The sequence below is a fragment of the Paenibacillus sp. FSL R7-0048 genome (assembly GCF_038004505.1).
GTDB classification, from domain to species: Bacteria; Bacillota; Bacilli; order Paenibacillales; family Paenibacillaceae; genus Paenibacillus_AQ; species Paenibacillus_AQ odorifer.
On sequence record NZ_JBBORF010000001.1, the window covers coordinates 1,766,049 to 1,779,781 of the forward strand.

16 protein-coding genes are annotated in these 13,733 nt (G+C 46.6%); 15 read left to right on the forward strand and 1 reads right to left on the reverse strand.

The genetic code is table 11. The features are described from left to right. Positions 1–139 precede the first annotated feature (139 nt). Positions 140–1,213: a M42 family metallopeptidase gene (locus NSQ91_RS07610; RefSeq protein ID WP_076305042.1), complete on the reverse strand. Its 1,074-nt coding sequence runs from the start codon at positions 1,211–1,213 to the stop codon at positions 140–142. A 247-nt stretch (positions 1,214–1,460) separates the two neighbouring features. Here NSQ91_RS07610 and NSQ91_RS07615 point away from each other — a divergent pair, with 247 nt between their 5' ends. The 15 genes from NSQ91_RS07615 (at position 1,461) to NSQ91_RS07685 (ending at position 13,704) form a co-directional block, all read left to right on the forward strand. Continuing rightward, entirely contained in the window at positions 1,461–1,637 is a 177-nt protein-coding gene (locus NSQ91_RS07615; protein WP_155288103.1) for a hypothetical protein, read from the forward strand. Positions 1,638–1,776: 139 nt separating this feature from the next. After that, complete coding sequence (gene spoVAC / locus NSQ91_RS07620) at positions 1,777–2,280, forward strand: stage V sporulation protein AC (protein WP_076125192.1); 504 nt, start codon at positions 1,777–1,779, stop codon at positions 2,278–2,280. After that, on the forward strand, positions 2,277–3,308 hold the full coding sequence (gene spoVAD, locus NSQ91_RS07625) for a stage V sporulation protein AD (protein WP_076305043.1): 1,032 nt from the start codon (positions 2,277–2,279) through the stop codon (positions 3,306–3,308). The genes spoVAC and spoVAD overlap by 4 nt, the downstream gene beginning before the upstream one ends. 2 nt (positions 3,309–3,310) lie before the next feature. Then, on the forward strand, positions 3,311–3,661 hold the full coding sequence (spoVAE, locus tag NSQ91_RS07630; protein WP_036675923.1) for a stage V sporulation protein AE: 351 nt from the start codon (positions 3,311–3,313) through the stop codon (positions 3,659–3,661). A gap of 155 nt (positions 3,662–3,816) precedes the next feature. Next, complete coding sequence (locus NSQ91_RS07635) at positions 3,817–4,773, forward strand: AAA family ATPase (RefSeq protein WP_076125188.1); 957 nt, start codon at positions 3,817–3,819, stop codon at positions 4,771–4,773. Position 4,774: 1 nt separating this feature from the next. Further along, positions 4,775–6,019, forward strand: coding sequence for a DUF58 domain-containing protein (locus NSQ91_RS07640; protein WP_076301931.1), 1,245 nt, complete (start codon positions 4,775–4,777; stop codon positions 6,017–6,019). Between the two features lies 1 nt (position 6,020). After that, positions 6,021–8,261 (forward strand): transglutaminase domain-containing protein, encoded by a 2,241-nt coding sequence (locus tag NSQ91_RS07645; protein WP_076305044.1) that lies wholly within the window; start codon positions 6,021–6,023, stop codon positions 8,259–8,261. Between the two features lie 87 nt (positions 8,262–8,348). Next, complete coding sequence (locus tag NSQ91_RS07650) at positions 8,349–8,870, forward strand: YqeG family HAD IIIA-type phosphatase (protein ID WP_036675921.1); 522 nt, start codon at positions 8,349–8,351, stop codon at positions 8,868–8,870. Positions 8,871–8,872: 2 nt separating this feature from the next. Then, positions 8,873–10,000: a ribosome biogenesis GTPase YqeH gene (gene yqeH, locus NSQ91_RS07655; RefSeq protein ID WP_076104718.1), complete on the forward strand. Its 1,128-nt coding sequence runs from the start codon at positions 8,873–8,875 to the stop codon at positions 9,998–10,000. Positions 10,001–10,071: 71 nt separating this feature from the next. Beyond that, a complete protein-coding gene (gene aroE / locus NSQ91_RS07660) occupies positions 10,072–10,890 on the forward strand; it encodes a shikimate dehydrogenase (protein ID WP_081391927.1) in 819 nt (272 codons plus the stop codon). A gap of 67 nt (positions 10,891–10,957) precedes the next feature. Beyond that, positions 10,958–11,251 (forward strand): ribosome assembly RNA-binding protein YhbY, encoded by a 294-nt coding sequence (gene yhbY, locus NSQ91_RS07665; protein ID WP_036675703.1) that lies wholly within the window; start codon positions 10,958–10,960, stop codon positions 11,249–11,251. A gap of 36 nt (positions 11,252–11,287) precedes the next feature. After that, positions 11,288–11,890, forward strand: coding sequence for a nicotinate-nucleotide adenylyltransferase (locus NSQ91_RS07670; protein WP_076125178.1), 603 nt, complete (start codon positions 11,288–11,290; stop codon positions 11,888–11,890). After that, positions 11,862–12,440 carry a bis(5'-nucleosyl)-tetraphosphatase (symmetrical) YqeK gene (gene yqeK, locus NSQ91_RS07675; RefSeq protein ID WP_076125176.1) on the forward strand — a complete coding sequence of 193 codons (579 nt, stop codon included), beginning with the start codon at positions 11,862–11,864 and terminating at the stop codon, positions 12,438–12,440. The genes NSQ91_RS07670 and yqeK overlap by 29 nt, the downstream gene beginning before the upstream one ends. After that, complete coding sequence (gene rsfS, locus NSQ91_RS07680; RefSeq protein ID WP_036675699.1) at positions 12,437–12,784, forward strand: ribosome silencing factor; 348 nt, start codon at positions 12,437–12,439, stop codon at positions 12,782–12,784. The genes yqeK and rsfS overlap by 4 nt, the downstream gene beginning before the upstream one ends. Beyond that, positions 12,781–13,704 (forward strand): CvfB family protein, encoded by a 924-nt coding sequence (locus NSQ91_RS07685; RefSeq protein ID WP_036675697.1) that lies wholly within the window; start codon positions 12,781–12,783, stop codon positions 13,702–13,704. The genes rsfS and NSQ91_RS07685 overlap by 4 nt, the downstream gene beginning before the upstream one ends. Positions 13,705–13,733: the final 29 nt, after the last annotated feature.

Consider the following 13,733-nt stretch of genomic DNA (forward strand, 5'->3'; position numbering starts at 1 on the left):
TAAGCACAATTGGTTTTTAAAAGTAATATCGGGGTTTGTAAACACCACTGGGGCGCAAGTGGCACAGGTCCGTAAGCCCCGGCCCAAAAAAGAGCAGCAATCCTTCAAAAAGGATCGCTGCTCTTTTAAAAATAAGAACTTAGCTGTTCTCAATAATCGTTTGCAGTGTAGTGTGGTCGAGGCCTTCTACCAGTTTAACTAACAGCTCTTTAGCAGCTTCGTAGTCATCGCTATGAATAACTGATGAAGCAGTATGAATGTAGCGGGAGCATATTCCGATGACTGCGGAAGGAACGCCGATGCCACTTACATGAACCTGACCTGCATCTGTCCCACCTTGGGAGACAAAATACTGGTATTTGATCTTGTGAGTATCCGCTGTGTCTTGTACATATTCGATTAAGCCGCGATGTGTAACCATCGTAGGATCATAAATGCGCAGGAGAGCGCCTTTTCCCAAATGGCCAAAGGCTTGGCTATCCCCGGTCATATCGGCAGCAGCGCTCGCATCCAAGCCGAAGAAAATGTCTGGGGACAGAAGATTAGCGGCTGTACGTGCTCCACGAAGTCCGACTTCCTCTTGTACAGTAGCACCAGCATAAACAGTATTAGGCAGCTTTTTGCCGTGTAATGACTTAACCAGCTCAATGGCGAGACCTACACCGTAACGGTTATCCCACGCTTTAGCCATGATTTTTTTAGGGTTGGCAAGCGGGGTGAACGGACAGATCGGCAGTATTTGTTGACCTGGTCTGACGCCAAAGCTTTCCGCTTCTTCACGGCTGTCTGCACCGATATCAATATACATTTTGCTAATTTCGCCCGTCTTGCCGCGTTCTTCTGCGCTTAGTAGGTGGATAGGCGTGCTGCCAACAACACCGGTCAATGTGCCTTTTGGTGTAATGATTTGGAGACGCTGGGAAGCAACAGCAGAAGCAAGCCATCCGCCTAGCGGTTGAAAACGAATCATCCCGGTGTTAGTAATTCCGGTGACCATAAAGCCCACTTCGTCAAAATGTCCAGCGACCATAATTTTTGGCCCGTTTTCCTCACCGCGCAATACGCCGAACAGACTTCCGAGACGATCCTGCACGAACTCTTCGGTATAAGGTGTCATAGCATCCTTGACGTAAGCGCGGAGTTCGCGCTCAAAGCCCGGGGCTGCAGGGAATTCGGTAAGTGTTTTGAATAGATCCAATGTTTCTTGATTCATTTGAAATCACTCCTTTATTAAAATATAAGGACGTATAAGCTTTGCGTTATACATCATCCTTATAGTTCTACGAGAAACGGTTGCCATCCAAAATGGACGACAACGTTATTTCTTCCTGCCACTTAGTATGAACATTGTGAGCTCACTTGTCCATGCTAAAGAGACAAATGAACACCCGGTGAACGCTCCGCGAATACAATGCAATAGGGGCTCTGGTGGCAGGAGCTTTAGAAAGGATGCGAAGGAAATGAGGGTAGCAGGTAGTGTACCCAAAAGAAGGGTGCAGGGAGGATACTCCAAAAGAAACCTAAAGGTTAGCGGAGCGCGCAGACGTTACTGGCGCCACAACTCTCTGGAAAAGGAAGCAGTGCTTATTCTTGTGCTGTTCTTGCTGCTGATAGTTGTGTTACTGTATTTTTCCTGAATTGGAGGGACATAACGAAGCGGGGTATGGCAAACAATAAGGAAAACTTCTAAGCGAAGAAACAACTTGAGGGGCTCAAAGTGAGTACTACTATTATGCTTGTCAGCCCCCTTCGCCTAACTTTCAGGAGGTGCCCTCAATGCCGGCGAAAACGAAAAAATCGGGTGTCAAGCTGAAGCTTGATACCCTGACCCCGCAAGATTACGAGAAATTGTCCAAGCCCTTTGTACCCGCTAGGCCCGTATTCAAAAACTGTGTGCGAGCATTTCTTGCTGGCGGCCTAATCTGTGTAATTGGACAAGGGATTCAGGAGGCTTATATGGCAATATTCGATATGACCTCCAAAGAAGCCGCAAGTCCAACTGTAGCGACGATGATTTTACTTTCTGTAATCCTGACCAGCTTTGGCGTGTATGACAAACTGGCGCAATGGGCCGGTGCAGGAACTGCGGTTCCGGTTACTGGTTTTGCGAACAGTATGTGCTCAGCAGCTCTTGAACATCGTGCGGAAGGACTTGTGCTGGGTGTGGGCGGCAATATGTTCAAGCTGGCGGGTTCAGTCATCGTATTTGGTGCCGTTGCTGCTTTCATAATTGGTATCGTCTATCTCTTTTTAGGCGTTGGCGGAGGTGCACATACATGAAACAGCTTGGCAGTCAGACTTGGGAGTTCACGAGCCGTCCCGTTATTTTAGGCTCTTCCGCTGTAGTGGGTCCTGAAGAGGGAGAGGGTCCATTAACGTCAGATTTTGATTTTATATTTGATTCCTTGGAAATGGGTGAAAAAACATGGGAAAAGGCTGAGCGGGCTCTTTTCGAAAAAGCCTCCCTATTGGCACTGATTAATGCAAACCTGGATAAGGAGAAGCTGGAGTTTTTTGTTGGCGGAGATTTGATGAACCAGATTATCAGCAGCTCCTTCGCGGCAAGAAAATTAGGTGTGCCTTATCTTGGAATTTTTGGTGCTTGCTCCACTTCTATGGAGAGCCTTGCAATTGCCTCTATGATCGTTGATTCCGGAGGCAGCAAATACGTGCTCGCGGGAACATCCAGCCATAACTGTACGGTGGAGAAGCAATTTCGTTATCCTACCGAATACGGTTCACAGAAGCCGCCAACGGCGCAATATACGGTCACAGGCTCGGGCTGTGCTGTAGTAGGTCAGAATGATGGGACTGGCAACAATCCGGTAGTGGTCTCGGCTACCCTTGGACGAATAATGGATCTCGGTTTGACAGATCCTTTTAATATGGGAACAGCGATGGCACCGGCGGCGGCGGATACGATCACTGCGCATTTTCGGGATACAGGACTATCCCCCGGGCATTATGACTTAATTGTTACAGGTGATCTTGCATCTGTAGGCTTGCCCATTGCGAAAACCTTATTAGCTAAAGAAGGGATTCCAATGGAGCAAACAACCTTTGATGATTGCGGTTTGCTTATCTACGATTTGGAGAAACAGAAGTATGTGATCGCCGGAGGAAGTGGTTGCGGGTGTTCCGCGGTAGTGACTTATGGTCATATACTCAAGCGTATTAAAAAAGGTGAACTAAAACGGGTGCTGATTGTGGCAACTGGAGCCTTATTATCCCCATTGTCATACCAGCAGGGAGAGAGCATTCCGTGTGTGGCTCATGCTGTTGCTATAGAAAGTGGAGGTGGAGTTTAATGATGATTTACTTATGGGCTTTTCTGATCGGAGGAGCCATTTGCGTTATAGGCCAGCTGATGTTTGATGTATTGAAGCTGACACCTGCACATACGATGAGTACATTAGTTGTAGCCGGAGCGATTGCTGATGCTTTTGGCATCTATGATCCACTTGTGAAATTTGCGGGTGCGGGCGCAACCATTCCAATCACAAGCTTCGGTAACTCTTTGGTCCATGGAGCATTGACAGAGCTGGAAAGGGATGGCTGGATCGGTGTAGTTACAGGGATTTTTGATATCACGAGCGCAGGGATTTCGTCAGCGATTGTGTTCTCTTTCCTGGCTGCATTGGTTGTTCGGCCTAAAGGATAATGGGATTTTAGCGCTTTAGATTAGAACCTGCGGGACATTTTGTCCTGCGGGTTTTTGGTTTGTTTACACTTCGTAAGCTTCAACAATGTACTTTGGGTCCCCTAATCATGTAAAATATAAATATTACTGCTTATTCTGACCTAGGAGGATCATATATGCCCGTTCGTCAAGAATCAATGCACATCATGAATGCTGTCCGTAATAATCTAGAATCCTGCATACTTGGAAAATCATTTGAAATACAATTGCTGCTAACAGCGCTGCTTGCCGGTGGTCATGTTCTGATCGAGGATGTACCGGGAACAGGAAAGACCCAGCTTATTCGCGCACTTTCCAGATCAATGTCCGGAGAGTATCGCCGGATACAATGTAATCCGGATATTCTTCCGAGTGATATTACCGGTGTATCTGTGTATCATCCGAGAGATGAGATGTTTCATTTCCGCCCAGGTCCAGTGATGACGAATATCCTGCTGGCCGATGAAATTAACCGAGCCACCACAAAGACACAATCCGCCCTTCTGGAAGTGATGGAGGAACGAAATGTAACCGTAGATGGGGAGACCTATCCGCTGCCGCATCCATTTATGTTGTGCGCCACCCAGAATCCGATAGATTTTGAGGGAACCTACACGCTGCCGGAAGCTCAGTTGGATCGGTTTATGCTAAGAATTAGTCTTGGTTATCCTGATGCAGCAACCGAAAAAAATCTATTGCTGAGCCATCAAGAAGGTCAACCGGTGGACAGGCTTACGGCTGTCACTAGTATGGAGCAGATCGCTAGTATTCAGGAGGAAATTCGTGAGATTTATATGAGTGATCCTGTACTGAATTACTTGTTAGATATTGTGCGCCAGACAAGAGAGCATCCGCTTGTATTGCTCGGTGCAAGTCCACGAGCTTCGTTATCGTTTATGCTGGCTTGTAAAGCTTATGCTTTCTTACAGGGAAGAGATTATGTGCTTCCAGATGACGTAAAGGTGCTTACTCCATTTGCCTTGGGTCATCGTATATTGCTGCGTCCAGAGTCGCGCCTAGATAATGTTAGCGTAGATTCACTGCTTCAAAAGCTTCTGCAGAGCATTCAAGTGCCTGTTACGATGAGGCAATAATATGAGACGTTATTTGTCTACGGTGGCAGCTCGCATTCAGCCTACTAAGTTCGCCAGCATCCTTGTAATTTGGAGTATTACTCTCTTATATGTACTATTTCAGGGCGGTAAAACTGCATTTATGTTGTTTATTATGGTCTCTGTACTTATTGCATATCTGATTGCTGGAGGTTTGGGAGGCGTTCGGCGGGCTAAGGGTGTTCGCAGTTTTTATGCCGAACAGGATAAGGGAGATTTGCTCTCTGCCGGTGGGTATCTTCGTGTAGGTCTGAAGGTCACAATCCCGGGGATTTTGCCTTTACCTTATGTAGTTGTTAGGGAAGTTCTGAAACGGCATAATGGCGAATCCTGGGTATTTGAGGAAAGCCTGATTCCCAGCCTCAGAGGACTTGGGGAACTGCGGTTTCAGACACCAGTTCTCGAACGGGGCACTTATACATTTTCAGATACGGATATCATCAGCCAAGATATTTTTGGCCTTGTTGAGCATAAAGGTACTTTTCTGGCTGAAGGCCAGTTTCAGGTGTTGCCTCGTGCAATCTATGTTCCGCGGTGGCAGTTATATGAAAGAAAATCCCGTCTTTCTGGGCCACAGACCTCTGTTGTTCAATCACGACGTGAGACTACCCAAATTAACGGTGTACGCGACTACGTATATGGCGACCGCCTAACACGCATTCATTGGAATGCAACGGCAAAGACAGGCTCGTGGAAGTCCAAAGAGTTCGAGCATGAGTCGATTCCCAAGACCATTCTAGTTCTGGACGGCTCTGCTTCTGCTTATACGAATTCGAATCAATTTGAACTCGCAGTCTCCGTCGCAGCCTCACTACTTGGATTCGGCATTCGAGAGCGAATTGGGATCGGTCTTTGCTGTTTGGATAAGACCACGAAGGTATTTGCACCTGTTGAAGGTGCTGCTGAGCGTCAGAAAATGATTCAATATTTGATCGATCTTAACGCCGAAGGGCACGGTCCACTCATATCCCGTTTGGAAAAAGGTTACCGTATGTTCCCTAAAGGCTCATACTTCGTGCTAATTAGTCCTCAACGTGGTCAGCCTGTACTGGATGCACTACGTTGGGCTGACAGCAGAGGGATGACTCCGTCGCACATTCATATAGGGAATTTATCAGAAACGAATAGCAGCACAGATTGGACAGACGTTCTAAGATCACGGGGGATTACAGGCTACAGCATTAGCTCACTGCAAGAGCTTCCCATAGTATTAGGAGGGGAAGTCTGATATGAGAAACTGGTGGAATCAGATGAAATTCTCCTGGCACCGTTCTTTAGGTCTATTGTGGCTTTTAATTATAGCCCACCAGTGGGTCTCTTATACGGAACCTATCTGGTTAAGACAGACAACTGCTGTTGTGTGGGCTGCATTAATAACGATCACTGTTATTGAAATCATAATTCCTGTAAAAGTTCAGATAAGGCTCTTTATTGAAGCGGCAGCTATTATTTATATCGTTTATCGGATACTTATCAATTATGGTATATACGTTGCTGATCCTTGGGCAACAACCCTCCCGGACAGACTGCAGGATATTGCAGTTCATATGGTGCCCTATATCTGGTTTGCTCTCGGAGCCTCAGCCCTGCTGCTGTTGTCGTCTTGGTGGGCATCCTCAAAAAGACGTATTTTATGGTTTATAGGAATGAACATAGTGGCCTTGGCTGCCTTGGATTCCTTTACATCTATTGTTTTGTGGCAGGAAGTAGCCTGGACGGTATTTGCGGGGATGGGCTGGCTGGTCAGCCAGCATCTGAGAAGCTTCCAGCTTCAATATCCGCGTGGTTGGGTGCATCTGCTGAAATATCCCACGAAAATAGTCATTAATATTGCCATCGTCTTCTCTTTGGTCATCCTAATTGGAGTGAATATGCCTGGGGTAAGGCCTACCCTAACCGATCCTTATACCGCTTGGCAAGAATGGAATGGGATTGGGAAGTCTTCTGGGAAGGGCACAGTTGGGACCACGAAATCTGAGATGGGTTCTGTCTCCCCTACTAACAATACTTCGTCAGGCTACAGTCTGAATGATGATCAACTAGGTGGCGGCTTTACCTTCGATTATACACCGGTGATGACAGTAGTTTCTGATTTGCGTATTTATATGCGGGGAGAAACGCGCAGATTATATTCCGGAAGAGGTTGGGTCGATAGAGACCGGTTAAATCGGGGACCTCTAGAAGCGGTGGATGTAGGTGAAGCTTTAGAGAGCAGTGTGGGTTCTAAAGTAAATACACGAACACTGAAACAAACAGTAACCGTGCTTAATAATAATGAATTTCCCGTACTATTTGGCACTTATTCAGTATCTTCGGTGGATTCTTTAAATGGGGAAAAAGTTGGAGATGGACTCTCCTGGAGAAGCCGAGACAGCGAGCTGATCTGGGATGTGGATGGGAAAAAACTCGCTTATCCGTCTACTTTTGAGGTGACGTCTGAGGTTCCTGTAATTCCTGTTCAAGAATTGACAACAAAGACGTATGAGGAGCTATATAAAGGGAACGATTTGGAGAAAATGTTTCTTCAACTGCCTAACGATTTTCCTAAAAGAGTCAGGGAGCTGGCTGAGGAAATCACGGCTGAAGGAAAAACGCCGTATGAAAAAACAGCGCTTTTGCAACAATACTTACAACAAACCTTTCCATATACCAATAATCCAGATATATCACGTGTCACAAGCAACGATTTTGTAGAAGGGTTTTTGTTTGAGTTAAAGGAAGGTTACTGTGATTATTATTCTACGGCACTGGTTACTATGGCGCGCTCTCTGAACATCCCTGCACGATGGGTTAAGGGGTACGCACCTGGGGAACAGCCAGAAATCCCAATGAATCCGGCACAACAGCAATCCGGCACAGTGAATAATAACTATACAATTACCAATGCGGATTCCCACTCTTGGGCTGAGGTTTATTTTGGTGATTATGGTTGGATTCCAGTTGAAGCTACACCTGGATTTAATATTCCGCTTCTAACTCAGAGTGAGCAAACCCCTGAAGTCGAGCCAGAAGATCAAGAAGAGCAGGCAGAACCTACACCAGCGCCTGTGAATAATGCACAAGAAGATCAAGGGTTTCATGTAGGTCTATGGGTTGTTGTGGCAGCTGTAGTGGTTTTGCTGTCCTGGGCGATTTTTATAGTTTGGCATAGACGCTTTAAGCTTCGCTTCTTCATGCAGCAGCTGCGCAATGGCCGGCCTTTAACGCCAGATCAGAAAGTAGTGGCGGAAACTGAGCGTTGGGTAAGGTATTTGCATCGCAAGGGAATGCTAAAAGAAGAACACGAAACTTTACGTGAAGCCGTAGATCGCTGGAGTGGAGAACGGCCGGCAGTGGCTGATCATCTATACTCACTACTAACAATGTTCGAAAAGGCGAAATATAGCCCTGAGGTTATTGAAGACAAAGACTGGCAGAGCGTGTATACTGAAGCTTTGTGGGTGCGGAGAAAAATGAGATCCAAGAAATAACACTTTGCGTGAAAGTATAGCTACAGATTTATTTGCGATGCGCAAGGAGTATGTTATAGTTTTTTGTATGAAATCGAGGTGAACGTATTGTTTGAAATGTTAGTTCCCAAACTCCGGGTGAATACGGTATTCGATATTGCTCTGGACGAGCTGTATAGACAGGGATATCGCGGAATCATCACGGATCTGGATAACACACTGGTCGGTGCCAAAGCGCCTGTGGCTACTCCGGAGCTGTTGTTATGGTTCGAAAAGGTGAAGGAACTGGGCTTTAAGCTCATCATCGTATCTAACAATAACATGGAACGGGTGTCCCGCTTTGCAACACCGCTTAATATTGAATTTGTGCACCAGGCTCGTAAACCGAGTAATGCTCCTTTTCTCAAAGCGATGAAGCAGATGGAGCTGCCCCCTGAACAAACGATTGTGGTGGGAGACCAAATGCTTACTGATGTATACGGCGGCAATCGCCTTGGCCTGTATACTGTTTTGGTACTGCCAATCTCCGTCAAGGACGAGGGGTTCGGCACAAGGTTTAATCGCCGGGTAGAGCGGGTTGCTCTGACACGGCTTCGCAAAAAAGGATTGTGGCACGAGGAGGATAAATAGTAATGAACGAACAAAGCGAAACACAGCGTCCTGAGAAGTGCAGCGGTTGCGGCATCAAGCTTCAGACGGAACATAAGGATCAACCAGGATACCTTCCGGAGGTTGCACTTGAACGTGACCCGGTGATTTGCCAACGCTGTTTCCGGATTAAAAATTATAATGAGGCTTCATCTGTTTCGGTGAATCAGGATGAATTTCTTCGCCTGCTGAGTGGAGTAGGAGAGAAGAATGCGCTTGTTATTCATATTGTCGATATCTTCGATTTCGAAGGCAGTCTGATTTCCGGCCTGCAGCGGTTTGTTGGCAATAACCCTGTTATTCTTGCAGTGAATAAATGTGACTTGCTGCCGAAGGTTACAAACTGGAACAAGTTGCGTAACTGGATGCAGCAGCGCTGTAAAGAGGAAGGCTTGCGGACGGCTGAAATCGTACTTTGCAGTGCGAAACGCAATCAAGGTTTTGACCGTTTGCTGGAAGCCGTAACGGAGTTGCGCGGTCAACGCGACGTATATGTAGTAGGTGCTACCAATGTGGGCAAATCCACGCTTATTAATCGTCTGATTTCGGACTATAGCGATTTAGAGCAGGAGTTAACGACTTCACGTTACCCTGGCACAACACTCGATACAGTCAAAATTCCATTGGATGACGGCCACTACATTATAGATACTCCAGGGATTGTGTATCCTTGGCGTTATAGTGAATTAGTTGAGCGTCAGGATCTGGATGCAGTTATGCCTGCCAATCCTTTGAAGCCGACAGTCTATCAGTTGAACGAAGGACAGACTCTTTTCTTCGGTGGATTGGGACGTTTTGATTTCGTACAAGGCCCGCATCAATCCTTCACTTGCTTTATTAGTGGTACTTTAAAAATCCATCGCACGAAGCTGGAACGCGCAGATTCCCTCTATCAGGATCATCGCGGTGAAATGCTGTCTCCACCGGGAAGTGACCGGATGGACAAGCTGCCACCTTGGCAGCGGCATGAGTTCCGGATTAACCGGGGCAGCAGAACCGATCTGTATATTTCGGGTCTGGGCTGGATTAAGGTTAATGGGACTGAAGGTGCAGTTGTGGCCATTCATGTTCCGCGTGGTGTGAAGGTGCTTACCCGCCCTTCGATGATTTAACGAGGGAGGATAATCTATTGTCTACAACTGCAGTCGAAGGCTACAATAGCGGTAATATTCTACTCGGTGTAATGGGAGATCCTATTATACAATCCAAATCTCCAATTATGCATGAAGCAGCGCTGCAAGCGCTGGGAATTCCGGGTGCTTATGTACCGCTTCACATCCTCCCGGAGAAGCTGGGCGATGCGGTGCAAGCGATCCGTACGCTTGGTTTCCGTGGAGTGAATGTGACGATTCCGCATAAGGTTGCGGTGATGCAATATTTGGATGTATTAGATGAGAGTGCAGTTACCGTTGGTGCAGTCAATACGATTGTTAATGATAACGGAGTGCTCACCGGATATAATACGGATGGGATCGGTTATGTGCGTTCGCTCAAAGCGGAAGCTATTTCTGATTTGTCTGGTGTGAAGATTATGGTTATCGGGGCCGGTGGAGCAGCAAGAGGAATTGTTGCCGCACTACTTCAGGAGAAGCCTTCTTCAATCATTATTGCTAATCGCAGTGTTGATAAGGCAGAGGACTTGGCGTCAAAGTGCCGGAGCAAAGGGAATGTCATCGGGATTAGCATGAACGAAGTAGCAGAAATGCTAAGTGGTGTAGACGTGCTGATCAATACTACCTCCGTAGGTATGTATCCTCATATGGATGAGACACCGATAGATCCTGGACTGCTTCGTGAAGGAATGGTCGTAAGCGATCTGATTTATAATCCGCTGCGCACGCGGCTATTGTTGGAAGGACTCGAACGGGGCTGTACGATTCATGGAGGCCTTGGTATGTTTGTCTATCAGGGAGCTTATGCTCTGGAGTATTGGACAGGGAAGCCTGCACCTACGGAAATCATGCGGCAGACTATTCTCGATTGTTTGGGTGGAAATGAGTAAGAAATGGATTCATCAAGTTAGGGTAATAATAGGTAATAATATATGTTAATTAAGGAGTTATTCATTTATGTTAACTGGTAAACAAACACGGTATCTTCGTTCATTGGCGCATCATCTCGATCCTATTTTTCAAGTGGGCAAAGGTGGAGTAAACGATCACCTCGTACGCCATATTGAAGAAGCTATTGAGAAGCGCGAGCTTATGAAGATTAGTATACTGAGCAATAATATTGAGAATCCCAAGGAAATCGGTGCTGCTCTGGCTGAACAATCGGGTTCTGAGCTTGTGCAAGTGATCGGTAAAACTGTCGTTCTATACAAAGAATCACGTGATAACAAAACCATTGAGCTGCCGCGTTAATAGCTGTAAGTATACCTTACCGAGGAGGTTGTCCTCTTGAAAGTTGGAATTATGGGAGGTACCTTTGATCCTCTTCATATCGGTCATATGATGGCAGCGGAAGCCGCAAGAGATACTTATGGTCTGCAAGAGGTATGGTTTATGCCTTCACATATCCCGCCTCATAAACATGAGGCGGGTGTATCTGGAGAAGACCGACTAGCCATGGTGCAGGAAGCGGTGAAGAATCACGAAGCTTTTTGCACATTAGATTGGGAAGTTGTCAGAGGTGGCGTCTCCTATACCTATGAGACCATAAGACGTCTGCAAGAGGAGTATCCGCATTTCGATCTTTATTTCATCATTGGAGCGGATATGGTTCAGTATTTGCCGAAATGGAACGAGATTGAAGAACTGGTGCAGCGGCTTACATTTATTGGTGTGGGTCGTCCGGGGACACCTCTTGATCTAGATGCATTGCCAGACTTTATAGCAAAAAAGGTATTGCTTGCAGATATGCCACTGGTTGATATTTCGTCAACGATGTTAAGAGAACGGGCGGCAGCAGGTAAATCTATTCGTTATATGGTTCCAGAGGCAGTGTTCGATTATGTTCAAAGGAGTGGATTGTATGGCATACAGCCGCGAAGCACTGATTGAAGCGGTCTCCGCACAGATGCCTGATAAGCGCTGGAAGCATACACTCGGCGTGATGGAGACATCTATTCAACTGGCGAAGCAATATGGTGCTGACCCTGAGCGTGCAGAGACAGCAGCAATTCTGCATGATGTGGCTAAGTATTGGCCGGTTGAGCGTATGAAGGAGATCATTGAACAAAATCAATTAAATTTGGATCTTCTGGTGTATGACAAGCAGATGTGGCATTCGGAAGTAGGCGCCTTTGTAGCTGAGAAAGACTATGGGATTACGGATCCTGATATTATCAATGCGATTCGTTTCCATACCTCAGGCCGTGAAGACATGAGTTTACTTGAAAAGATCGTCTGCCTAGCTGACTACATCGAGCCTGGGCGTGATTTTCCCGGGGTTGATAAGATACGCGAGAAGGCACAAGTAAGTTTGGAAGAAGGATTAGTCGCTGGGTTCGATTCTACGATTAGTTTGTTACTGGAGAAACGCCGGGTGATTTTCCCCTTAACGGTACTGGCGCGTAATGATTTAGTTAGAATATTGGAGGATAAAATATGAGTGTACAACCAAGCAAGCTGTTAGAACTGGCCCTTAAGGCTGTTGAAGATAAAAAAGCAATGAACGTCGTGGCACTAGATCTACGTAATGTTTCACCAATCAGTGATTACTTTATCGTATGTCACGGTAACTCGGATATTCAGGTACAGGCGATCGCTACCGAAGTCCGTAAAGTGGTTCATGAAGCAGGCGGAGTGATCAAAGGGATTGAAGGCATGGATTCAGCACGCTGGGTGCTGATGGATCTTGGCGATGTTATCGTTCATATATTCCACCGCGATGAGCGTGAATATTACAATATCGAGCGTCTGTGGTCCGATGCCAAGGTTGTGGAGACTGTATGAGCCTGATTGCAGGAACTACGGTTACACTTCATGTAGAGCGGGAAGTTTCCCCATACGGATTTTTTCTGAATGCTGGAGACCAGGATGTTATGCTGCATTATACGGAGCTGACAGAGAAGGTAAAAGCCGGCGATAAAGTTGAAGTTTTCATTTTCTTTGATACCGAGGACCGTCTTGCGGCAACGATGAAAAAACCATTTCTGACGCTGGGCGAGATGGCGTTATTGGAAGTGGCTGATATTCATCCGCGTCTGGGCTGCTTTTTGGAGATGGGCCTTGGACGTCAGCTGTTGCTGCCTATCCGTGAGCTTCCAGAGCTTCCAGAGCTGCGTCCGCAGGTGGGGGACTATGTGTTTGCGATCATGGAGCATGATAAACAGGGGCGTCTACGTGCCAAGCTGGCCGGAGAACAGGAGCTTGCTCCTCTAGCTCTGCCTGCACCTGAATCTTGGATGGGACAGACTGTAACAGCCCGAGTGTATAAGCCGCTGCAAATGGGTACTTTTGTACTTGTGGATGCGGGTGTGCTAGGCTTTGGGATTATCGGTATGGTCCATTCATCGGAGCGGAGCCGTCTGCTGCGTCTTGGTGAGCAGTTTGAAGCACGTGTCTCTCATATCCGTGAGGATGGACGTGTTAACCTTTCTATGGGTCTTCGTAAAGAAGTGGGGATGGATGTAGATTCCGCCGCACTTTTGGAGTTCTTAAATGCTCGTCCAGGTGGAGCGATGCCTTATTCGGATGCTACGCCGCCAGATATTATCAAACAACGGTTCGGAATCAGTAAATCCGCCTTCAAGCGTGCACTTGGGAAGCTGATGAAGGAAGGCCATATTACTCAAAAAGAGAACTGGACGTATCTTGTTGCTAAGGATAATGAAGAAGGAACAACCGAAGGGCAAGAAGAAACGACGGATTAAGCTTACGATTCAATAGACGGAATTTATAA